General features: G+C 72.0%; 21 protein-coding genes and 1 pseudogene. 14 read left to right on the forward strand and 8 right to left on the reverse strand.

Features of this window, described 5'->3' with window-relative positions; genetic code table 11:
- Window positions 1-130: 130 nt before the first annotated feature.
- On the forward strand, window positions 131-463 hold the full coding sequence (locus IH45_RS0112125) for a DUF3140 domain-containing protein (protein WP_030665903.1): 333 nt from the start codon (window positions 131-133) through the stop codon (window positions 461-463).
- Window positions 464-471: 8 nt separating this feature from the next.
- Here IH45_RS0112125 and IH45_RS0112130 read toward each other — a convergent pair whose 3' ends face one another.
- Entirely contained in the window at window positions 472-1,683 is a 1,212-nt protein-coding gene (locus IH45_RS0112130) for a helix-turn-helix domain-containing protein (protein ID WP_030665905.1), read from the reverse strand.
- Between the two features lie 366 nt (window positions 1,684-2,049).
- Between IH45_RS0112130 and IH45_RS0112135 the strand changes: the two genes are divergently transcribed.
- From IH45_RS0112135 to IH45_RS01000000143550, 3 genes are all read left to right on the forward strand, one after another.
- Window positions 2,050-3,045, forward strand: coding sequence for an esterase/lipase family protein (locus IH45_RS0112135; protein WP_030665908.1), 996 nt, complete (start codon window positions 2,050-2,052; stop codon window positions 3,043-3,045).
- A gap of 80 nt (window positions 3,046-3,125) precedes the next feature.
- Window positions 3,126-3,839 (forward strand): ribonuclease H family protein, encoded by a 714-nt coding sequence (locus IH45_RS0112140; protein ID WP_030665911.1) that lies wholly within the window; start codon window positions 3,126-3,128, stop codon window positions 3,837-3,839.
- Between the two features lie 475 nt (window positions 3,840-4,314).
- Window positions 4,315-5,670 (forward strand): hypothetical protein, encoded by a 1,356-nt coding sequence (locus IH45_RS01000000143550; RefSeq protein WP_158813054.1) that lies wholly within the window; start codon window positions 4,315-4,317, stop codon window positions 5,668-5,670.
- Here the strand turns inward: IH45_RS01000000143550 and IH45_RS0112150 are convergent.
- A complete protein-coding gene (locus IH45_RS0112150) occupies window positions 5,643-6,686 on the reverse strand; it encodes a helix-turn-helix domain-containing protein (RefSeq protein WP_050514769.1) in 1,044 nt (347 codons plus the stop codon). The two genes, IH45_RS01000000143550 and IH45_RS0112150, sit on opposite strands and share 28 nt — an antisense overlap.
- A 227-nt stretch (window positions 6,687-6,913) precedes the next feature.
- On the reverse strand, window positions 6,914-7,447 hold the full coding sequence (locus tag IH45_RS0112160; protein ID WP_030665916.1) for a 2,4'-dihydroxyacetophenone dioxygenase family protein: 534 nt from the start codon (window positions 7,445-7,447) through the stop codon (window positions 6,914-6,916).
- Between the two features lie 262 nt (window positions 7,448-7,709).
- Between IH45_RS0112160 and IH45_RS0112165 the strand changes: the two genes are divergently transcribed.
- Window positions 7,710-8,126, forward strand: coding sequence for an SRPBCC family protein (locus IH45_RS0112165; protein ID WP_030665917.1), 417 nt, complete (start codon window positions 7,710-7,712; stop codon window positions 8,124-8,126).
- Window positions 8,127-8,271: 145 nt separating this feature from the next.
- Here IH45_RS0112165 and IH45_RS0112170 read toward each other — a convergent pair whose 3' ends face one another.
- Window positions 8,272-8,946 (reverse strand): hypothetical protein, encoded by a 675-nt coding sequence (locus tag IH45_RS0112170; protein WP_030665920.1) that lies wholly within the window; start codon window positions 8,944-8,946, stop codon window positions 8,272-8,274.
- Between the two features lie 771 nt (window positions 8,947-9,717).
- Between IH45_RS0112170 and IH45_RS0112175 the strand changes: the two genes are divergently transcribed.
- The 4 genes and pseudogenes from IH45_RS0112175 to IH45_RS0112185 all read left to right on the forward strand — a co-directional run bounded on the left by IH45_RS0112175 (window position 9,718) and on the right by IH45_RS0112185 (window position 12,667).
- Window positions 9,718-10,524: a hypothetical protein gene (locus IH45_RS0112175; protein ID WP_158813055.1), complete on the forward strand. Its 807-nt coding sequence runs from the start codon at window positions 9,718-9,720 to the stop codon at window positions 10,522-10,524.
- 193 nt (window positions 10,525-10,717) lie between these two features.
- Window positions 10,718-11,216, forward strand: a pseudogene (locus IH45_RS1000000149845) (hypothetical protein); the annotation flags it as partial.
- A gap of 118 nt (window positions 11,217-11,334) precedes the next feature.
- Entirely contained in the window at window positions 11,335-11,721 is a 387-nt protein-coding gene (locus tag IH45_RS0112180; protein WP_030665923.1) for a VOC family protein, read from the forward strand.
- Window positions 11,722-11,725: 4 nt separating this feature from the next.
- Window positions 11,726-12,667, forward strand: coding sequence for a hypothetical protein (locus tag IH45_RS0112185; RefSeq protein ID WP_030665925.1), 942 nt, complete (start codon window positions 11,726-11,728; stop codon window positions 12,665-12,667).
- Between the two features lie 116 nt (window positions 12,668-12,783).
- Here the strand turns inward: IH45_RS0112185 and IH45_RS0112190 are convergent, their stop codons facing one another.
- Window positions 12,784-12,957, reverse strand: coding sequence for a CsbD family protein (locus IH45_RS0112190; protein WP_030665928.1), 174 nt, complete (start codon window positions 12,955-12,957; stop codon window positions 12,784-12,786).
- A 201-nt stretch (window positions 12,958-13,158) separates the two neighbouring features.
- On the opposite strand from IH45_RS0112190, the gene IH45_RS0112195 reads away from it, so the two are divergent.
- From IH45_RS0112195 to IH45_RS0112215, 5 genes are all read left to right on the forward strand, one after another.
- Window positions 13,159-14,226, forward strand: coding sequence for a type I phosphomannose isomerase catalytic subunit (locus tag IH45_RS0112195; protein ID WP_107058628.1), 1,068 nt, complete (start codon window positions 13,159-13,161; stop codon window positions 14,224-14,226).
- 317 nt (window positions 14,227-14,543) lie between these two features.
- Window positions 14,544-15,611 carry a polyprenyl synthetase family protein gene (locus IH45_RS0112200; protein ID WP_030665933.1) on the forward strand — a complete coding sequence of 356 codons (1,068 nt, stop codon included), beginning with the start codon at window positions 14,544-14,546 and terminating at the stop codon, window positions 15,609-15,611.
- A gap of 83 nt (window positions 15,612-15,694) precedes the next feature.
- Complete coding sequence (locus IH45_RS0112205; RefSeq protein WP_030665936.1) at window positions 15,695-16,594, forward strand: UbiA family prenyltransferase; 900 nt, start codon at window positions 15,695-15,697, stop codon at window positions 16,592-16,594.
- Window positions 16,595-16,615: 21 nt separating this feature from the next.
- The gene (locus tag IH45_RS0112210) at window positions 16,616-17,251 is read left to right on the forward strand and encodes an ABC transporter ATP-binding protein (protein ID WP_234440514.1); all 636 of its coding nucleotides are present in this window, start codon (window positions 16,616-16,618) and stop codon (window positions 17,249-17,251) included.
- Window positions 17,248-18,096, forward strand: coding sequence for a hypothetical protein (locus tag IH45_RS0112215; protein WP_032917281.1), 849 nt, complete (start codon window positions 17,248-17,250; stop codon window positions 18,094-18,096). Before IH45_RS0112210 ends, IH45_RS0112215 begins: the two co-directional genes overlap by 4 nt.
- On the opposite strand, the gene shc is transcribed toward IH45_RS0112215, so the two are convergent.
- The 3 genes from shc to IH45_RS01000000143555 all read right to left on the reverse strand — a co-directional run bounded on the left by shc (window position 18,093) and on the right by IH45_RS01000000143555 (window position 20,976).
- On the reverse strand, window positions 18,093-20,039 hold the full coding sequence (gene shc, locus IH45_RS0112220; RefSeq protein ID WP_030665946.1) for a squalene--hopene cyclase: 1,947 nt from the start codon (window positions 20,037-20,039) through the stop codon (window positions 18,093-18,095). The genes IH45_RS0112215 and shc overlap by 4 nt on opposite strands.
- Before the next feature lie 167 nt (window positions 20,040-20,206).
- Window positions 20,207-20,575 carry a DUF2752 domain-containing protein gene (locus IH45_RS0112225; protein WP_234440515.1) on the reverse strand — a complete coding sequence of 123 codons (369 nt, stop codon included), beginning with the start codon at window positions 20,573-20,575 and terminating at the stop codon, window positions 20,207-20,209.
- Between the two features lie 2 nt (window positions 20,576-20,577).
- On the reverse strand, window positions 20,578-20,976 hold the full coding sequence (locus IH45_RS01000000143555) for a CD225/dispanin family protein (RefSeq protein ID WP_078897492.1): 399 nt from the start codon (window positions 20,974-20,976) through the stop codon (window positions 20,578-20,580).
- Window positions 20,977-21,031: the final 55 nt, after the last annotated feature.

Raw genomic sequence — 21,031 nt, forward strand, 5'->3', positions numbered from 1 at the left:
GGCACTGCCCGGGCGCGCGGCCGACGTACCGGAACGGCCGATCGCCGGGTTTGTCCGGGCGGGCCGCTGGACACCCAGTCTCCGTACGTTCGAAACGATCTCCCAGCAGAACGATCTCCAGGAGGCGTCCATGACAGCGCAGGTCGGCGACGAGCTGTGGGACGAGTTCCACAAGGCCGTCAACATGACCTCACGTGAGCTGCAGGAGTGGCTGAGCGTCGAGGCCGCGGGCGAGAACAGCGAGGAGGTCCCCGACCGGGCCGGGCGGCCCCTCGGACGGCAGGTCCTGGAGATCCTCGGCAAGCGCCGCACCGACCTCACCGACGACGACGCGGCGGCCATGCGCCGCGTCGTCGAGATCATCGCCACCCAGCGTCCGGCCGGTACGGACGTGACGGCCGGCGGTACGGACTGGCGCCACGGCCTGATGGACATCGGCCACGACCCCCTGAAGCCCGCCTGACCGTTTCCTCACCTCCCCAGCGCCCGCGTCCGCAACGCCAGCAGCGCCGCGAAGCGGAAGTCCGGATCGGCGAGGCGGCCGTCGAAGAGGGCGTCCAGTTGGCGCAGGCGTTTGCGGGCCGTCTGGGGGTGGATACCCAGGGCCCGGGCGACCTCGGGGGCGCTGCGGCCCCATGACATGAGCAGGGCGTCGAGCGTCTCCGCCAGCCGCGCCGCCCGGCCCGCGGGCAGTCCGTCGAGCGCGCCGAGCGCGCGGTCCGCCAGCAGGCGCCCGATGTGCGCGCCGCCCAGCAGGTGCACGTCGGCCAGCCGGTCGCCGACGACCAGCAGGCCGCCGTCCGGCGCGCCCGTGTCCCGCTGGTGGTTCAGCGCCAGGCGGACACACACCAGCGACACCCAGGCATCGCGCGGCGCGACGGCCGGTCCGAGCGCCGCGGTCCGGCCGCGGACCGCGCTGCGCACGTCCTCGATACCGGCCGGGCCGCCGTCCCCCGGCTCCGGAAGGATCACCACCAGGTCCGCTCCGCGCGACAGCGCCAGGACGTCGCGGCCCAGCCCCGGCACGGTGAACCGGCTGCCCGCGGCGTCCCGTACGACGAGGCAGGCGACCTTGTGGGGCAGCGGCCAGCGGGCCCGCGCGGCGAGCGCTTCGAGCGGTTCGCGGGGCGTGCCGCGCGGCTGCTCCAGCAGCGCCTGCGCCAGGGCGCGCCGACTGCGCTGCGCCTCCCCCTCCGCGCGGGCCTGGGCGGCGACGAACCCCCTGACCGCCTCGTTGGACAGGGCGTTGATGTGCGTCAGCACCGCCTCGTGCAGCGGCAGGACGATCTCGGTGGGCAGCGAAGCCGTACGGGCGATCTCCGCGTAGCGGCGGCTGCCGACCCGCGCGCCGACGCGGAAGGCGGCCTGGAGGCCGTCCGTGGTGCGCCCGTTGACGAATTCCACGCGCCCCAGATGACGGAAGTGCCGTACGTGGTGGTCCTGCGCGCTCTCCGGGGCCTCCGTCAGCTCCGCGAACTGGCGCATCGCGCGGCACACCGAATCGACCAGGTCGCGCCCCATGGAGGAGTCGAGCGGGCGCCGGTAGGCGGGCACCTCCTCACGGATGGCCTCGACCATGTCGGAGGCGATGGCGTCGATCCGGGGACGCAGCAACGGCCCAAAGGCCGCGGGAAGTTCGTGCCAGGGGCCGCGCGCGAACGTCTCACCGGGCGGGTTCTGCATCGCCGGCCTCCTCCGGACCGTGGGCAACGGGACGCTCAAGTCCCCGGGCCGGGATCGTGCCCCGTTCCGGCCCCGCCGGTCCAGCCTCCGGTACGCCCGGGGCCGCGACGGCCCGCCGTCCACCGCTTCCCGTAGCCCTCCCGAAGCACCGGTGCCTGACCCGGCAGTTCCCAAAGGTGTCACCCACGTGACACATTCCTCGCCGCCGGGCCGTATTCCCTGGCGCAACGGCCCTTGCGGCGCGAGCGTGGTCCCGACGTTACGCGCCGGTAGCTTCCCGGTCCCGGTACGCCGGGGCACCGGTCCGGCGTGCCACGTCCGCCCTTCTTGTGTCCGTACCGAACCACGGCAAGAGGAGTACACGTGATGCGCAGCAACGGGACCATGCGCAAAAGACGCCGGCCGCTGGCCGCACTGACCGGCCTGGCGGTGACGGCCGGCCTGCTGCTGGCCGGCACGGCCACGGCACCGAGCGCCCAGGCCGCGACCGCTCGGACCACCGCCGCACCGGCGGCCTCCGCACCGCACGCGACCGCTTCCCCCACCGCCGCCGACCCCGTCGGGCCGCGGCAGGGCGACTTCCTGTCCGCCTTCCTCTACTCGGTCGCCAAGCCGACCGCCCTGCCCATCGGCGCGAACGACTGGTCGTGCAAGCCGGGCCGGGCCCACCCCCGTCCGGTCGTCCTCGTGCACGGCACTTTCGAGAACCGGTACGCCAACTGGGCCGCGCTTTCCCCCACGCTCAAGGACGCCGGCTACTGCATCTTCGCCCTCAACTACGGAGGCGCCCAGGGCCCCATCCTCGCCACCGGCGACATCGCGAAGTCGGCCGGGCAGCTCGACGCGTTCGTCGACCGGGTGCGGGCGGCGACCGGCGCGGACAAGGTCGACCTCGTCGGGTACTCGCAGGGCGGCATGATGCCGCGGTACTACATCAAGAACCTGGGCGGGGCCGCCAAGGTCGGCAAGCTCGTCGCCTTCGTCCCGCCCAACCATGGCACGTCGCTCCTCGGCCTCGGCCTGCTGGCCCGGCTGATCCCCGGCGTCGATGTCGTGGCCGGCGCGGCCTGCCCCGCCTGCGAGCAGCAGGTGGTCGGCTCGCGCTTCATCAAGGAACTGAACGCCGGCGGCGAGACCGACCCGGCCGTCGACTACACCGTCATCACCACCTGGTACGACGAGGTCGTGACCCCGTACTCCTCGGCGTTCCTGGCCCCGGCCCGCAACGTCACCAACGAGACGGTCCAGAGCCACTGCCTGATCGATCCCATCACCCACCTCAACATCACCTACGACCGGACGGCGACCCGCCTCGCCCTGAACGCGCTCGACCCGGCCCACGCCCAGCGCCCCACCTGCTGACGCGGCAGGGCCCCGGCGGACCGCGTACGCCCGCCGGGGCCCTGGTCGGGAACGGTCCGCGGTACTGGCAGTATCGAGGGATGGCAGAACTGATCACCGCCGCCTGCGACGGGGCGTCGAAAGGAAACCCCGGGCCCGCGGCCTGGGCATGGGTCATCGCGGGGGCCACGGGCGCCGTGGAGCGCTGGGAGGCCGGCCCGCTGGGCACCGCGACCAACAACGTGGCGGAACTGACCGCGCTGCGGGAACTGTTGGCGGCCACCGACCCCGCCGTGCCGCTCCAGGTGCGGATGGACTCGCAGTACGCGATGAAGGCGGTCACCACCTGGCTGCCGGGGTGGCGGAAGAAGGGGTGGAAGACCGCGGCGGGCAAGCCGGTGGCCAACCGGGACCTGATCGTCGCGATCGACGGGCTGCTCGCCGGGCGGTCGGTGGACTTCGTGTACGTACCGGCGCACCAGGTCGGCGGGGACCCGCTGAACGCGGCGGCGGACGGGGCGGCCAGCGAGACCGCCCGTACCCAGCAGGCCATCGGCAGCGCCCTGGGTTCCGCGCTGCCGGATCCGGAGCCGCCCACCGCCTCGTCCGGCGGGCCGGCGCGCCCCGCACGCGCCGGGCGGGTCCCGGCGGCGCGCCCGGGCAAGGGACAGCGGCCGTCGCGGGGGACCATCAAGGCGCGGTTCCCCGGCCAGTGCCGCTGCGGGCAGGCGTACGGGAAGGGCGAGCCGATCTCGAAGAACTCCGACGGCTGGGGCCACCCGGCGTGCGCGGCGGGGGCCGGAGCGGCCGGATAGCAGCGGAGTCCGGAGCGGACGGCGGAGCGCCCGCGGGAGTCTTCCCGTGGGCGCTCCGCCGTCCGCGTGTGCCGCCGGATTCTTTTCGGACGGCGCGGCGGGGGCCGGATATCCGTCGCATTTCACGGCCGCATAGGCATATGAAATTCTTTTATTACTTGTCGTACGACCAGCTATCAGCCCCGGCGTTGACCGCTCTCCGTATAGCTCGTCCGAGTGAAGTACCAGCCTGTTGACGTCGGCGTACTCCTCCAAGGCGGCCCGGTGGTGGAATCCTTTCTTCCTGTGATCAGGGAGCTGCCATTCGGGGAGCCCCGCGACTCTGCAACTCCTGTCCTCCGCGCTGCACTTGAACCGTCGCCGCGCCCCGGCGCGCCGCGGTGTCCCGGCATTCCGGAGGACGGAATTGCGGAAAGAGTGGCTGGTAGAATTGAAGTTTTCTCGGTGTACGGCACTTGTGGCCGCCGTGGGATCCTTGGCTGCCGTTCTCACGGTCGGCGCCCCGGCGGCGACATCACAGGAACCACCGTCGGTCGCCGCGGACTCCGCCCGCTACGCCCACGAGGGTGAGCAGCGGGCCTTCCGGGACGAGCAGCTCCCGCAGAGCGCCATGCCCGGCGGCAGGTCCAAAGGGGTCATCACGCCCATCGGCCACCAGGGCTTCCGCCTCCGCTACAACGGCTCGGACCGCGGCCGCGTCGACGCCCTCGAACGGCGCTTCCGCAAGCTGCGGCCCGTGTCCCTCACCTCCTGGCTGAACACCCGCGCGTACGCGGCGCCCCACCTCTCCCGCTGCCCCACCAGGGTGCCGCTGTCCGGCGCGGACGGCTTCTGCTGGCAGCGCGGGTCGTCGGACGACCTGGGATGGGCGTACGTTCCGCAGGGCCTGACCGGCTCGGGGGAGGCCGAGCCGCGCTCCGGACGCTGGCAGGGACGCAACATCGTCGCCGCGAGCTGGGCGTCCAGCTACAGCCACCCGAGCGCCCCGCGCAGCCGGACCAACCGGCCCTGGCGCGGCGCCAAGCAGATCGACCACTTCATGAAGGTGTCGTTCACCGACGTCACCGACCGGAGCCGGCCGCGCTACCGCAGCGCCCTGCTCGTCGCCCCACAGCGCAATGGTTTCGCCGCGCTGAAGGGACACGGCGACACGCTCTCCTGGTACGGCCCCTACCTGTTCCTCTACAGCAACGAGCGGCTGCGCGTCTTCGATGTACGCCACCTGTGGGCCACCACCGCGTCCTCGGGGCGCGTGGGTGTGCACCGCGGTTCGGTGAGCGCGAGCTGGCAGGCGGGCGCGCTGCCGCAGGTCGGCGAGTACTCCTTCATCGGCCGCCGCGGGTGCGGCAGCAGCCCGAACGAGACGCCCTGCTTCAGCGGCGCCTCCATCGACCACGGCTCGTCGTTCTCGCCGTCGCTGGTGACCGTCGAGACCAGCAGGCCCACCTCCCGTGTGGTGCGGTGGCCGCTCGACCCGTCGAGCCACCTGCTGCGCTCCGACGACCGCGGTCTGGTGCGGGCCAGTGCCGGGTACCGCGTACCGCTGGCGGGCCCGCAGGGTGTCGCGCAGCTGGACGGACGGTTCTACTTCACCGCGATGTGCCCGGACGCGCGCCGGCGGTTCGGTGAGCCGTACTGCCTCTACCGCGGCAGTGCCAACGGCCCGGTCGGCGTGTGGAGCCGTACCCCGGCGGCCGCCGAGAACCTCTTCTACTGGCCCTCGACCGAGCGGCTCTGGGTCTCCAACGAGTCCCCGTACCGCAAGTACGTGCGCCCGCACCCCGAGCTGAACGGGCGCGTCGTCTACAACGTGTCCCTCTCCGAGGACTGACGCCCGTCCTCCTCCGAGGACCGGCGCACGTCCGCGATGTCCGCCCGGCCGGGCCCCATGACGGCCGGGCGGCTCTCTCCCGGTGTGCGGCCGAAGCGGTCGCGGAAGACCCGGGTGAAGTGCGGCTGGCTGGCGAAGCCCCAGCGGTGGGCGATGTCCGCGACGGTGCGCCGGGCGGACGCGGGGTCGGCCAGGTCCTGCCGGGCCCGCTCCAGGCGGCGTTCCAGGATGTACCGGGACGGGCTCGGCCCTGCCCGCCGGAAGTCGCGGCCGAGCTGGCGCGTGGAGATGCCGAGCGCGTCCGCGACGTGTTCGGGGCACAGCCGGGGGTCGGCCAGATGCCGGTCGATGTGTTCCCTGGCGAGCAGCAGCCGGGTGCCCGGCTCCCCGCCGCCCCGGCCGTCCGCACCACGGCGTACGGCCAGGGAGCGCAGGAGATCCAGTACGGTGCGCTCGGCCGCCGCGTCACCGGCGCCCGGCCGGCCGAACCGGCCGGCCAGCACGGTCTCCAGGCAGCGCAGCAGCGGCGCCTCGTCCGTCGCCCCGCGGCTGAAGAGCAGCGGCGCGGGCACCCCGCCGGGCAGGCACCGCTCGGCGAACACCTCGCGGGGGATGTCCACCAGCAGCTGGCGCATCGCGGTGGGGAACCCGAGCAGGTACGAGCGGCGGGTGTCGTACAGAACCAGATCGCCGGGGCCGAGAGTGAAGCAGCCGCCGCCATGGAAGAACACCGCCTGGCCGGACACCAGCAGCGTGGCGAAGACCGAGTCCTTGGGTGCGGTGCGGCAGGTCCGGGGGCTGCGCTCGATGACGTGCTCGTTGCCGACGATGTCGGCCAGCCGCAGGCCGCCGAGGCCGGTGTTGGTCTGCGTGGCCAGCAGGCCGTCCTCGGAGTACGGGGAGCAGGTCAGGCCGACCAGGGCCCGCCGGTTGTAGTCCTCCCACAGGTCCACGCGGTCCGCGGGGGCGACCGACCGGGTCGAGATCCGGGTGAAGGTGGCGGGACGTCCGGGCACCTCCGCCTCCTTGCCGTGAGCGTGGGTCCGAAGCGGGTCCGGCGGACGGCGCGCCCGCCGGAGGGCGCAGCCTACTCCGGGGCGCGGGGACCGGACACGGCTCCGGGAGCGGGCAGTACGTCGGCCGCGATGATCCGCCGTACCCCGCGCCGCGCCGCGAGGAGTACGGTCAGCCGTCCCACCGGCCTGCTCCGCCATCCGGGACTCCTCGTCGTCCGGCCGCGGGCTCAGCGGAACAGTCCGTCGACGTAATCGGCCCCGATGCCGACCCGCTCGTAGTGGGCGCGGCACATCGCGATGTAGTCGTGCACGTCGAAGTAGCCGGTCGGCTCACCGTGCTCGTCGAGCCAGATGAGCGGCCCTTTGACGATGAACAGGGTCTTCATCGGCTCGTCGCTCTCGTACGCGACCAGGGTGTGGCCCTCCCCCGGCGCCTCGTACACGAAGTCCCCGGCGCGCGCCGTCCAGGGCCGTTCCAGGTAGCCCCACTTCCCGGAGAGGGTGTACGCGAATACCTCGTGCGGGTGGTAATGCCGGTTGACCAGCCCGGCTTCCTCGGCGCGCAGGATGTCGGACCAGGAGTTGTCCTTGACGTTGATCCACAAAGGGCGCGAGCCCACGGTCTCGGTGAACGGCGCGTAGTAGCGGTCGTCGTCGGTGGCCGCGCCCGGGATGTGGACCTCGGGCAGGGCGTCCGGCTTGAAGGAGTTCTCGATCGGCTTCAGGTTCTTCCAGAACTCGTTGGCTGCCTGCTCGGGCATGGCGTACTCCGTATGCGGTCGTCCGGTTCCGTCGGGTGGGTGGCCGGAAGTCAACCGCGGGGACGGCCGCTCTGTCTTGCCCGCGACGGACACCGAAGTTGCCCGGTACGGCCGTCCCGCCGGGCCCGGTGCCGCTGAAGGGCGGACCCGGTCACAGCGAACGGGTGGTTGTGGGCCTTGGGGCGGCGTCTGCGGGCAGACGGATACGGAGGGGGGCCGGTACAGCTAATTCGGTACGGCTTATGACGAGGATGGATCAGGCATGAGCGAATACGAGCGTTCCCGTACGATGCCCGCGCTGCCCGAGCACGTATTCGACCAGGCGAGCATCGTGGGGCAGCTCGACAGCTGGCTGCCGCAGGATCTGCACGTCCGCGCGGAGGAGCTGCCGGCGGTGACCGTGCACGAGGACCGTACGGGCGAGGACGCGCCCGCCCTGTTCCGCGCCGAGCGCGACCAGATGCGGCTGGAGTGGGGCACCCGGGAGACCGGCAGCTACGCCGGCTGGCTCCAGGTGTCCGGCATCGGCAGCGGCGCCAGCGAGGTGACGGTCCACCTGTCCTTCTTCGAGGAGCAGCACGACCCCGGCGAGCAGGCGGTCAACGCCGAGCTGGACCGCAGCCTGGAGCGCCTGGCGGAGCAGGTACGGCTGCGGGTCGACGTCGGGGGCAGCGGCTGACCGGGGCGGCCGGGCCGAGTCGGGTCGGGCGTACGGCACCGCGACCGCGTCGGGCGTACGGCACCGCGCCCGGTGGCGGGCGCGGTGCCGGGCTCGGGCCGGGAGATCAGCCCGTCGCCGGTCGGTCACCGCTGGCGCCGGCCGGTCACCGCTGGCGCTGGAAGGTCTTCCCCTGGTGCGCGTCGGCCGAGCACGACGCCTTCTCGGCGGCCGTCATCTTCCGGGTCTTGACGACCACGGCGTTGCTGACGCCGTCCGTGCCGTTGGCCGCCGGGCCGGTGACGGTGTCCGGTACGTACCAGTAGTAGTGCCCCCACTTGGGGCTGTCGTAGTGCGTCTGCCAGGTGCCCGAGACGGTCTGCATCACCTGGGCGCGCGAGATCCAGCCCACCTCACCGGGCTGGACGGTCATGTCCAGCGAGCTGTTCTCGGTGTGCGAGCTGGACCAGGTGTGGCTGTACTGCGCCGTGACGCTCAGGTCGATGATGCCCGCGAGCTTGCCTCCGGCGGTGACGGAGACACCCGCCGAGTCGGTGGACCCCACCGTGTCCGACCAGCCCATCGACTGGGTGGCGGGCGACGTGGTGCAGTTGTACAGCGAGTTGGACACCTGCCGGAAGCCGCCCAGGTACGCCGTGCCGAGCACCGGCTCGTTGAAGCTGCACTTGCCCTCGCCGGACGCGCAGTCGGCTATCAGCTGCTTGCGGTCCGGGCCGTCGGCCGCCGCGGCCGGCACGGTCATCGCCGCGGCCAGGCCCGCGGCCGTCGCCGCGAGCACCAGCGCACGCCCTCCGTGCCGCACGGTGCGGTTCTTCGTCATGTTCCGATTCCTGCCTCTCGCCTTGCCTCGTGGACGCGGCCGGGCCGTTGAATCCTCAACGGGCCCTTGATCACCGCCTGTTGCGTGAGAGGCTGGCGTAAAAGGCGATTCAACAACACCAAATGCCGGTCAAGTTATAAATGCCCGTTACAGGCATTTTCTCCGCTGCCCGGTCCGCGGTCCCGCATCCCGCCGGCGTGGTGACCGGCCGCGTTCCACCACTCGTTGACGGACTCGTCGGTGCCCAACGACGTCGTCCACGAAGAGCCGGCCTCCGGCATCCACGCGCGCATGGAGGGCCGGCGGGTGGGCGGCTTGGACCTGTTCGCCACCCGCAATCCCGGGTTTTGGGTACGGCGGACGGAGCGGCACGTGCGCCACCACCGGAGCCACCCCGTGGTGTCCGTCTCGCTCCAGCTCGATAAAAGGCCTCGGCGTGCCGGTGGATGTGGTGGCGAAAGCCTCCCACCGGCTGCGCGCCAGCCCGCTGCACGACCCCATTCCCCTGGCCGGGGCTTCGGGGCTTCGGGGCTTCCGGCTTCGGGAAGCGGGTCTGCCCCGCCCCCCGCCCGGGGTGTGAGATCGCCGCACGCTCCCTGAAGTGCGCCCGTGCGCCCGGAGCACTCGTGTCGCCTGGCGTGAGCGGGTGCGCGGGAGGGGAGCGTGTGATCACACACAGCGAGGAGGCTCATGGTGTTCAGGATTCGTTCTCAAGCGGGCGGGCGGCAGGTGGGGGCCCGTATGTTGTGGGCCTGCGGCATCACGGCGGGCTTGCCCCTGTCCCTGCTTCCGGCAGCGGGCGCATCCGCCCTGGACGGTGGCGCCCCCACCGCGGGCCGGCCCACCGTGAGCCGGCCCGCCGCGTTCCGCAGCGCCGCTGAACGCGCCGCCCGGCTCGGCAGGCCGGTCGAAGTGGCGGGGCAGCGTACGGCGTTCACCAACGTCTACGCCAACCCCTCCGGCTCCTTCACCACCGTGCAGCACCTGCTGCCCGTCCAGCAGCGTCAGGGTGGTCCTGGCAGTGAGGACAGTCAGGGCAGCACCATGGACGGCGCCGGGGCCGGGCGGACCGCACCCGTCGTCGGCGCGCTGTCGAACTGGACGAGCGTCGCCAAAAAGACCCCCGCCATTTCGTTCTGGAAGAAGGGCCCGGTCGCCCGCGTCGGCTACGAGGACGACACCAAGGGCACCTGGCGGTCCCTGTTCACCGTGGACGCCCGGGGACTGTGGCAGAAGAAGATCACGATTCTGAAGTCCAGCTTCGTGATCCGGAACACCCACTCCTGGTCCTGCACTCCCAAGCCCGTCGAACTGTGGGACACCGGACGCATCTACCCCACCACCACCTGGAGCAAGCAGCCGGCGTGGTTCAAGAAGCTCGACACCGTCACCGGAGCCAAGGGCCGGCCGGGCTGCGCCGCCGGCGACCTGGCCTTCGGCATCACCGCGAACGCCAAGGCAGCACAAGCCAACAGGTGGGACGGCATGACCCTGGGGCTGCGGGCGAATGAGTCCGACACCTACGGGTGGAAGAAATTCGACGCGAAGAGCGCGAAGACGGTCACCGAATGGAAATAGGCTGCGGCCCATCACCATCATCGGAAGCCGGGTAGCCCGGGGATTGCGTCTCGGGCTACCCGGCTTCTCGGTGTTATCACCGGCAGGCCGGCAGCGCACAGCCGGATGCCCTCGCGGTCACGGATGACGTACCGGATGCCGCCGGCGCCGGTGGGCAGCCGGACCCGCCCTGGTAAGTTGGTGATCTTCGGGTGACGAGTCCAACTGCGAGTGCCACTGGCGCAGCGCGGAAGCGCTCGCGCAGCTCAAGGTGGCCGATGCGGAGCTGGATCCGGATCTCCTGCAGCGCACCTGGCAGGCGACCGACTGGTCGGACCACGCGTCCGTGCTGCGCCGGATCCTGCCCCAGTTCGCCGCGGCCCTCGTCGGCGGCCTCATCGACCCCCTCTTCGGAATGGAGAAGGTCGGGCACGCGTTCGCTCTCGGCAACTGGCAGGAATGGCCCGCCGAACAGGCGGCAGCGGTGGAGGAGTTCCGGCACGCCTGGTGGGCGTACACACTCACCGATCCGGAACCCGCCGTGCCCGCGTACGACCTCCTCCCCTTGATCGCCGAGGCCACTCGTCCGCCACGCGCCTGCCCGGCTCCGGGCCCACGGCGCGCCGGAGGACCTTCTTCACCGGGTACGCCTCCTGGGGGTCACCGGACCCGGCCGCTGGGAAGACCCGCACTGGCCCGGTCACCGCTACTGACCCGCCGACGGGACTTCCGGCCCAGATCCAACGACCGATCGCGCAACCGCCCAGCACCCCGCTACCGTCCGGTACACACCGCTGACCAGCGGTCGTCACCATCTCAGGGAGAACCCGCATGCGTGTCATCGCCTTCGATCACCTGGTCCTCAATGTCGCGGACGCCGAGCGTGCCCTCGACTTCTACTGCGGTCCGCTGGGGCTCGAACCGGTGCGTGTGGAGGAGTGGCGCGCCGGGAAGGTGCCGTTCCCCTCGGTCCGGGTGAGTCCGTCCACGATCATCGACCTTCTCGAAGGCGACCGGGGCGAGTCCAATGTCGACCACATTTGTCTGGTCGTAGAACCGCTGGACTGGCAGGATGTGATCGACTCCGGCGTTCTCACGGTGGTCGACGGCCCGGGGCAGCGGTTCGGCGCCCGGGGCGACGCGCAGTCCGTGTACGTACGGGATCCGGACGGCAACACGGTGGAGCTGCGGTGGTACCCGCAGGACAAGGAGGCGTAAGGGCGTGCGCGCGCGGGGGATCAATTACGACACCGGATTCCTGCCCGAGGAGCAGCGCTCCCGGAAGACCTTCCGGCCCGAATCCGTCCGGGACGACATGGCCACGATCGCCGGTACTCTGCACTGCGATGCGGTGCGGATATCCGGCGGTGATCCGGAGCGCCTGAGCGTCGCCGCCGAGTACGCGGCAAAGGCCGGCCTGGAGGTCTGGTTCGCGCCCTTTCCCGTGGACCTCCCGCCGGAAGAGTTGCTGCCTTTCTTCGCCGACTGCGCCGAACGGGCCGAAGCGGTCAGGCAGACCGGGGCGGAGGTGGTGTTCGTCGCCGGGTGTGAAATGAGCGCCTTCTGCCAGGGCTTCATCCCTGGTGCCGTCTATTCCGAACGCCTGGAGCGCATGGCCGCGGCGGACATGGAATGGTGGACGTCACTCGGTCCGGTGCAGGAGCGGCTCAATGCCTTTCTCGCCGAAACCGCCGCGCTGGTCCGTACGCGGTTCGGCGGACGGATCAGCTATGCCGCCGGGCCGTGGGAGACCGTCGACTGGAGGCCCTTCGACTTCGTCGGGGTGGACGCCTACCGCGCCGCCTACAACGCCGACGCGTTCCGGTCCGAGATACGCGGGCACCTGGCGCACGGGAAGCCGGTCGCGATCACCGAGTTCGGCACCTGCGCGTACCGGGGCGCCGCCGATCTCGGCGGTATGGCCTGGCAGCCGCCCAAGGACGCGGAACCGGACGAGGGCGAACAGGTCCGCTACTTCACCGAGCTGCTGGACGTCTTCGAGGAGGAGGGCGTGGACACCGCCCTCTGGTTCACCTTCGCCGGCTTCGGCAGGACCGGGGCGGACGACATCAGCTCGTACGGCGTGGTCCGCATGCTCGACGCGACCCGCTGGGAGCCGAAGCGGGTGTTCCACACGATGGCGGAACGGTACGTGCGCGGCTGACCGTACGGAACGGGTGGTGGCCCGGCGGAGAATTCCGCCGGGCCACCACCCGGAATCCGGACCAGGGCCCGGAATGAATACTGAAATGAGCGCGCGAGCGCTTTACAGCAGAGCCGTCAGCGCTTGAACGCGTCCTTGGCCTTTTCGCCGGCCTCGCGTATATCGCCCTTGGCGCGTTCCGTGCGGCCCTCCGCCGTCATCCGCTCGTTGCCGACCGCACGGCCGACGGTTTCCTTCACCGCGCCCTTGGCACGCTCGGCCTTGCTGGAAGCCTTCTTATCGGCAGTCATGGTCGCGCTCCTTTTCGTTCGGGCCGTTTCCTTGACAGTGCATCGCGTGCCCGTGCTCCGGGACGGTAAACGGGCGGATTGCGTTCGGGTTCCGTACGGGGCCGGCGCCGCTTCCGTACGGGCTCGGCACGGCCGGGCGCAGGGCACGCCAGGGGCGGAGTAATGCGGCCGGTGCGGCGGGAACCGGGGTGTACTCGGACCGTGAACTGGTACCCGATGCGGCTGACCACCCCGGTCAAGCAGCACGTCTTCGGCGGCCGGGCCATTCCCGAGCGGCTCGGCCGGACCGGGCTGCCGGACGGGCCGGTGGCGGAGACGTGGGAGATCAGTGACGTCGAGGGCGAGCATGCCCATGTCCTGAACGGGGCGCTGGCCGGGCACACGCTGCGGGAGCTGGCCCTGGGCCACCCGGACGAGCTGGTCGGCCGGGGCTGGCGCGGGCCCCGGTTCCCGCTGCTGACCAAGTTCATCGACGGCCACCGGCCGCTACCGGTCCATCTGCACCCCGACGACACGGCGGCCCGTGAGCGGGAGGGCGAGCCGAACGGCAAGACGGAGGCCTGGCACATCCTGCACGCGCCGCCCGGCACCACCGCGCTCGCCGGCGTACGGCCCGGCGTGGACCACGAGCGGCTGCGGCAGGCACTGCTCTCCCAGGACTTCGACGCGGTGCTGCGGCGTCTGCCGGTGCGCGCCGGGCAGACCCTGTACGTACCGGGCGGCACGCCGCACAGCTTCGGGCCCGGCACCCTCGTGTACGAGATCGAGCAGACCTCCGACCTGCAGCAGCACGCGATGCGCCACCGCATGGAGGACGGCGCCCCGATCGACGACGGGCAGTGGCGGGCCAACATCGAGGCGCTGCTGTGCGAGTGGCGGCCGGACCACCGGCCGGACTTCCACCCCGGGCTGCGGCTGCCCGCAGAGGAAGGCGTGGCGCGGCGGATGCTGTGCGCCGGGCCGTACTTCGCGCTGGAGAACTGGCGGGTCCGGGCGCCGGGATCCGCGGTGCCGGCGTTCGACACGTGCGTGGTGCTCAGCAACATCGGCGCCGCGACGGAGGTGACGTGCGGGGCGGTACGGGAATGCCTCGGCCCGGCCGAGACGCTGCTGCTGCCCGCCGCCACGGTCTCCGGCGTGCGCATCCACGGCCCCGCCGACGTGCTCCTCGGCTATCTGCCCGACCTGGAGCGCGAGGTCCGCGCCCCGCTGCTCGCGGCGGGCCACTCCCCTGAGGCGATCGCGGCGCTGGGCGAGGGGCTGGGGTAGCCGCGCGGCCACCACGGCCGTCACAGACACCACCACCCAGCACCGCCCGCCCGCACCACCCATCCCTATATACGCCCAACAGTTGATCTTCTGGCCGATTACGGCAAATAGGTAAAAGATCCTCATGCGGGGAATTTGTCGCGGGCTCCGGTGTACACCAACTAGGCCCCCGCTCCGTGCGGACGCACGGGCCGGTGACGATCGAAGGATGGGATGAATGAACGACAGGCATACGCGGCCACCCCGGACCCCGGTGGCCTTCCTCCTCGCCCGGCGGACGCCCGCGCCGACTCCCGGACCGGGGACGCACCTGACCGATGCGTACTGAGACACTCCCGGTCGAGTCCGAGTTCTTCGCTCCCCGCGCGGCCATCGACGACCTGTTGTGCGCCTTCCTGACGGAACGGGCGCAGAGTGCCGCGGTGCCCGGCCAGTCGGCGCTGGTCCTCCTGCTGCGGGACTTCATCGAGGGCGGAAAGCGGGTCCGGCCGCTGCTGTGCGTGGCCGGATGGCGGGCGGCGGGCGGGGACGGCGACCCCGCGCAGGCCGTGCGGCTGGCCGCCTCCATCGAGTTGGCGCACGCCTGCGCCCTCGTGCACGACGACATCATGGACGCGGCCGACAGCCGCCGCGGACGCCCCTCGGTCCACCGGACACTGGCCGACCGCCACCCCCTGCCGGATATGGCCGAACGATTCGGCACCAGTGGCGCGATCCTGGTGGGCGACCTGGCCCTGGTCTGGTCCGACGAGCTGCTGCACACCACGCTCATGCCCGACGCGCACCGCGTCGCCGTGCTGCGCGTCGTCGACCTCGCGCGGGCCGAACTGATCGCCGGCCAGCACCTGGACCTGCTGACCACCGGCGACCTCGATGTGAGCCTGGAGACCGCGCTGACCGTCGTCCGCTACAAGACCGCCAAATACACCGTCGAACGGCCCTTGCAGGTCGGGGCCGCCCTGGCCGGCGCCGACCAGCGGCTCATGGACGCCTGCAGCGCCTACGGCGTGCCGCTCGGCGAGGCGTTCCAGCTGCGGGACGACGTGCTCGGGGTCTTCGGCGACCCGGACCGGATGGGCAAGTCGCGCCTGGACGACCTGCGGGAGGGCAAGTGCACCAGCCTCATCGTCCGCGCCCTGCGGGTCGCCACGCCCGCCCAGGCCAAGCGGCTGCGCGCGGTGGTCGGCGACCCCCAGCTGGGCGAGCCGGAGGCCGCGGAGGTCCGCGACATCCTCACCGTCACCGGGGCCCGGGCCGCGGTCGAGCGGATGATCGAGAAGCGGTACCAGCAGGCCCTGTACGCCCTGGACACGTCCCCCTTCACGCCTGAGGCGGTCAGCACGCTCAAGGCCGTCGCGGAAGCGGCCGTCCATCGAACGGCATGACGCCGGCGGTCCCGTCCCGTCCACCGGCCGGCACCGGGACGCGCAGGCCCGGACCCCCTGCTCGAACAGTACGGAGCCGCCCCATGACGACCCCCACGACGAGCGCCCCCGCGGCGGTGCTGCTGACCGTCTGGCGGGAAATCCGCCTGAGCTGGCTGTTCATCCGCGTCGATCGCTGGACCACGGTCTTTCCCGGCAGCTGCTTCGTCGCGGCGGCGGCCGTCCACGCACGGCTGCCCCCGCGCGAGGCCGCGGTCACCGTGGTCCTGGGGGCGGTGTACTTCTGGCTGTTCATCTACGAGCACACCCTGGCCAACCAGCTCGTCGGCGTGGAGGAGGACCGCCACAACAAACCCTTCCGGCCGCTGGTCACCGGCGAGGCCACCATCCGGGGCGCCCGGCTGCGCCTGGCCGCCGTACGGATCGCCTTCCCCGCGTACGGCTACTGTCTGGGCGTTCTGAAGTGGGCGCTGATGTGGCAGATCCTGTCCCTGCTGCAACACGAGTACGGTTGGGGCCGCCACTGGCTGGGCAGGAACCTGTACGCCGGGATCGGCGTCATCGCCCAGCTGGCGGCCGCGTGGGAGATCGTCACCGTGCTCACGCCGGACGCCTGGCGGTGGATCTGGACACTGACGATCACGGTGACCTTCCTGATGTCCGTCCAGGACCTGCGCGACATGCACGGAGACCGCCTGGTCCGCCGCTCCACGATGCCCCTGGTCTTCGGCGAGCTGCCCACCCGGACCTTCCTGTGCGCCGGCTTCGCCGTCGGCCCCGTCTTCATCCACTCCTTCCTGCTGGCGCCCGCCGGTACGCGCTGGTGGCTCGTCGCCACCGATGTCTTCCTGTGCGGTCTGAGCCTGGTGCTGGCCGCCCGGGTCCGGCTGCTGCGCGGCCCGGAACACGACCAGCGCAGCTACCGCCTGGTCGAGCAGTGGTACACCTTCGCCCTTGCCGCCTCCATCTACACACTCCGCTGAACGAGAACGAAAGGGCCCGACGTGCCGGGAGAGGGGACCGAGCGGCCGCTGCGGCTGCGCATCAGGGGCGTGTGGAAGGCGTACGGCCGCAGACAGGTGCTGCGCGGCGCCGACCTCGATGTGCCGCCGGGGGCGCTGGTCGGTGTCGTCGGCGAGAACGGCTCGGGCAAGAGCACGCTGCTGCGCATCGCGGTGGGTGAGCTGACGCCCGACACGGGCTCGGTGGCGCGCGCCGGGGCGGTCGGATACTGCCCGCAACGCGCCGTACTGAACGACTCGTTCACCGTCCGGCAGCATCTGCGGCTGTTCCAGGTGGCCTACCGGCTGCCGACCCTGGCGCGGGCCCACGAGCTGATGGACCTGCTGGCGTTCACCGGCTGCGAGCGCCTGCGGCCCGGCGAACTGAGCGGCGGGACACGGCAGAAGCTGAATCTGCTGCTCGCGCTGATGCACGACCCTCAGCTGCTGGTGCTCGACGAGCCGTACCAGGGCTTCGACTGGGACACCCACCAGCGTTTCTGGGCGCTGGCCGAGGGCCTGCGCGACGCGGGCCGGTCCATCGTCGTGGTCTCGCACCTGCTGCACGACCTGCACCACTTCGACGCGGTCGGCCACCTGCGGGAGGGCCGTCTCGTCGCCGAGGAGCCCGTCCGATGAACCGTCACCGGCCGGCCTTCACCGAGATGCTGCGGTGCACGCTGCTCGGCCAGCTGCGCAACCGCATGGCCCTGCTGCTGGCGGTCGCCTTCATCCCCGTGTGGATCGCCGTGGCCCGCCTGAGCTCGTCGGAGCGGGCCGTGCGCTTCGCCCTGGACTCCCTCGGCACCCATGCCGTCGCCCCGGCGGGTCACGTCAGCCAGGTCGCCAACGCGGTCGCCGCCGTCACCCTGGTGACCGGGTTCGTGATGTTCATGGAGACGTTCAAGTCCGGGGAGATGGACCGCCGGCTGCTGCTGGCCGGCTACCCGCGCCTGCCGATGCTGCTGGCGAAGGTCACCGCCGTCGCCCTGGTCGCCGCGCTCCTGGCCCTGTACACCACGGCCGTCCTGTCGGTCTCGGTCTCCGTACGGCAGACGGTGCCCCTGGCCCTCAGCCTCTTCGGGGCCGGGCTCGCGTACGGCGGCATCGGCCTGCTCCTGGGCTCCCTGGTCCGCGGTGAACTGGAGGGATTCTTCCTCGTCATCATGCTCAGCCTGGTCGACACCGGCCTGCAGAACCCGGTCCTCAAGGTGGTCGACCTGTCCGGCCTGGAGGTGTTTCCTCTGTACGGCGCGGACCAGCTGGCGCTGGCCGCGGCGTTCACACCCCGTACGCCCTGGGCATACGGCCTGCTCTCGCTCGGCTGGGCCGCAGCGACCAGCGCCCTGGCCCTGCTGGTTTTCCACGTCCGTACGCGGTCCCACTGCACAGGCGGGGCCGCGGCCACCGGGATCCCTTCACCGGTGACCGCGGCCGGACCGTCGGAGACGGTCGTACGGACCTCCGCCCGGCGGTCGCGTTAGCGGGCCGGCACCGCGGCCGGGTGACTGCACTGCCGGACGTAACGGCCCAGAGCCGTGAGGGGGAAGACATGCCGGTAGTTCTCGTAGTTCATGGCCACCGTCGGGGGGACGATGGCGCCGGTGGCCGCCGTTTCCCGCCACGAACCGGCGTCCGTCTGCCGTTCGGTCAGCCAGTGCACCCCGGACCGGACCGGGGCGCTGTCGAGTTCACCCGCGGCGAGCAGGGCGATCAGTGCCCAGGCGGTCTGCGAAGGGGTGGACGGGCCACGGCCCGCGTACACCGCCGGGTCGGTGTACGAGCGCCAGTCCTCGCCCCAGCCGCCGTCCGCGTTCTGCACGGATTCCAGCCAGGTGACGGCACGCCGGACGGCGGAGTGGTCACCGGGGATTCCGGCGGCGGTGAGGGCCGGGAGGACACAGCCGGTGCCGTAGAGGTAGTTGACCCCCCAGCGGCCGTACCACGCGCCGCTGTCCTCCTGGTGGTCGAGCAGCCAGCGGACGCCGCGCCGGGTGCGGGGGTCGTCCCGCAGCCCGACGGCGACCAGCATTTCCACCACGTGGGCGGTGACGTCGGCAGTGGGCGCGTCCACACAGTGGTCACCGATGTCCAGGAAGGGGAGCTTGCCGGGAAGGGCGCTGGTGACGTCGGCTTCGAAGCCCGCCCATCCACCGTCCTTGCACTGCAGACCGAGGCTCCAGCGCACCGCTCGGTCCACCGCTTCGCCGGCGCGTACGGGTTCGGGATGGGCGACGCGGCGCAGCGCGAGGACCGCCAGCGCCGTGTCGTCGTTGTCGGGCCAGGTCTGGTTGTGGAACACGAAGGGCCACCCGCCGGGGGCCAGTCCGGGCCGCCGGACGGCCCAGTCACCCGGCCGGTCCGTCTGCCGGCCGAGCAGCCAGTCGGCGGCCTTGACCAGCGCGGGGTGGTCCTCGGACACGCCGGCGTCGGCGAGCGCGGCGGTGGCCAGGCAGGTGTCCCATACCGGGCTCTGGACGGTCTCCATCTTCCGCACGCCGTCCTCGGGCCGGGCCGCGCTGCCCTCCACGAAGGCCATGGCGGTCCGGAGCACCGGGTGGTCCAGCGGGTAGCCGTGCAGGTGCAGGGCGACCACGGCGAAGGCGGTCACCGGGGTGACCCCGCCCCAACTGCCGTCCGCCTCCTGGCGTTCGATGAGCCAGCGGGTACAGGCGCTCGTCGCGGCCCGTCGCACCGCGCGGGGAGTGCCCTTGAGGCAGATCCTCATGACGCCGTTCAGGCGCCGGAAGACACCGTCCCAGCCGCCGGCCGGCGCCGGCCGGCGCACAGGCGCGCCGGACGGGGCGAAGAGCTCGTCGATGCCGAAGGGCAACGGCCGCACGGGCCGGTGCGCGCTGATGACGCTGAGCGCCACGATGACCTGGCGGCCCCAGGAATTGAAGGCGTAGATGTTCAGGGGGGCCCAGGTGGGCAGGGCGATGATCTCGGGCGGCATCTCGGGGAGGTCGTCCCAGCTCCACCGGCCGAGCATGGCGAGCCACAGGAGAGGGGTCAGCGGGGCGGCCGCGACGCCGCCCTGTTCGCGCACCCAGGCCGCGCACCGGAGCATGTGGTCCTCGTCCGGGCGGTCCCCGGCCAGCCGGAGCGCCACGTACGCCTGAAGGGTGATCCCCAGGTCGCCCGGCCCGTCGGGGGCGATGGGCCAGGTGCCGTCCGCGCTCTGCCGGGAGCGGATCCACCGGCCGGTCGCCGCGGCGACGCCCTCGTCCAGCAGGCCCAGGAAGTGCCGCAGGAAGAGGTCCTGGGCGTCGTAGCTCATGTTGCACTGGGCGAACCCCATCCACCAGCCCTCGGGGTGCTGCCGCGCCAGCAGATGCTCCGTGGCCCGCAGCACCGCCCGCTGAGCCGCCTCCTCCGGCGAGGGTGCCCCTTTCTCGCGTGCCGCGTCGTCGGCCGTCGTCGTCATGGCACTCCCGCACTTCGCTGGTGATCCGGATTCGTCCGCGCCGCACCGGCCATAGCCGACCGGCCCGCATGCCGCAGAACTATCCGCAAGCGGTGAAAAGACACGTCGGGCGTGCGGGTTTCACCTGCCTGCCGCACAGCGGGGGCCCGGGCGACCCACGCTCCCCGTCACACCCAGTTGCGCACCACGCCCCACAGGAGCAGCACGGCCGCGGCCGTCACGCCCGCCCACACCGAGGTCAGGACCGGCGGCCGGCCCCGGACCGCGCGCAGCCAGGAGAGCAGGAACAGCGGCAGGGCCGCCACGAAGAGGGCGTTGTGGGCCAAGGCCACGAGCACGTCGCCCTCGGTGAGGGCGCGAAGAGCCCGCAGCGTGCCGCAGCCGGGGCAGGACAGGCCGGTCAGGGCGCGGAACGGGCAGCTGGGGTAGTGACCGGGCGCTTCGGGGTCGCGGAGGGCCACCAGCGCGGTCAGGGCGGCGAACAGCACGGCGCCGGACCAGGCCGCGCCCGTCCGGCGCCGGGCGGGGTGCGGCACGGTCAGTAGCCGCCTCCCCCCGCCGCGCTGGAGATGATGACGATCAGCATGACGAACAGGCCGACCCCCAGGCTGATGAACGTCCACAGCTTCGCCTTCCCGGCCGCCTGCTCGGCGCCGGCGTAGTCGCCCGAGTTGAACTTCGCGTTGGCCTGGGTGGCGAAGACGATGGCCGCGATGCCGGTGGGCAGGAAGCACAGCAGGGTCACCAGGATGGCCGGGATGAGGTAGTTCTGCGGCGGCCGGGCGTACTGCTGGTACCCGGGCTGCTGGTAGCCGGGGCCGTACTGCGGCTGATACTGCGGTGGCGGTGGCGGCCCGGTGGGCGGCGGCTGGGACTGGCCGTTGTACGGGGTGTTGCCGCCCCAGTCCTCGCCGGGCGGGCCTTGCGGATAGGCCATGACGGCCTCCTTCTCCAGTCGGTTCGTCGGCCGTACGGGGTGCCGGTCGCCCCGG

Source organism: Streptomyces rimosus subsp. rimosus (assembly GCF_000720725.1).
GTDB lineage: Bacteria > Actinomycetota > Actinomycetes > Streptomycetales > Streptomycetaceae > Streptomyces > Streptomyces rimosus_A.

Coding starts and splice junctions, on each gene's coding strand:
- IH45_RS01000000143555 (WP_078897492.1), bottom strand. CDS start 20,976: ATGGCCTATCCGCAAGGCCCGCCCGGCGAGGACTGGGGCGGCAACACC.
- IH45_RS0112160 (WP_030665916.1), bottom strand. CDS start 7,447: ATGCCCGAGCAGGCAGCCAACGAGTTCTGGAAGAACCTGAAGCCGATC.
- IH45_RS0112130 (WP_030665905.1), bottom strand. CDS start 1,683: ATGCAGAACCCGCCCGGTGAGACGTTCGCGCGCGGCCCCTGGCACGAA.
- IH45_RS0112125 (WP_030665903.1), top strand. CDS start 131: ATGACAGCGCAGGTCGGCGACGAGCTGTGGGACGAGTTCCACAAGGCC.
- IH45_RS0112135 (WP_030665908.1), top strand. CDS start 2,050: ATGCGCAGCAACGGGACCATGCGCAAAAGACGCCGGCCGCTGGCCGCA.
- IH45_RS0112140 (WP_030665911.1), top strand. CDS start 3,126: ATGGCAGAACTGATCACCGCCGCCTGCGACGGGGCGTCGAAAGGAAAC.
- shc (WP_030665946.1), bottom strand. CDS start 20,039: ATGACGACGACGGCCGACGACGCGGCACGCGAGAAAGGGGCACCCTCG.
- IH45_RS0112205 (WP_030665936.1), top strand. CDS start 15,695: ATGACGACCCCCACGACGAGCGCCCCCGCGGCGGTGCTGCTGACCGTC.
- IH45_RS0112180 (WP_030665923.1), top strand. CDS start 11,335: ATGCGTGTCATCGCCTTCGATCACCTGGTCCTCAATGTCGCGGACGCC.
- IH45_RS0112190 (WP_030665928.1), bottom strand. CDS start 12,957: ATGACTGCCGATAAGAAGGCTTCCAGCAAGGCCGAGCGTGCCAAGGGC.
- IH45_RS0112170 (WP_030665920.1), bottom strand. CDS start 8,946: ATGACGAAGAACCGCACCGTGCGGCACGGAGGGCGTGCGCTGGTGCTC.
- IH45_RS0112165 (WP_030665917.1), top strand. CDS start 7,710: ATGAGCGAATACGAGCGTTCCCGTACGATGCCCGCGCTGCCCGAGCAC.
- IH45_RS0112200 (WP_030665933.1), top strand. CDS start 14,544: ATGCGTACTGAGACACTCCCGGTCGAGTCCGAGTTCTTCGCTCCCCGC.
- IH45_RS0112215 (WP_032917281.1), top strand. CDS start 17,248: ATGAACCGTCACCGGCCGGCCTTCACCGAGATGCTGCGGTGCACGCTG.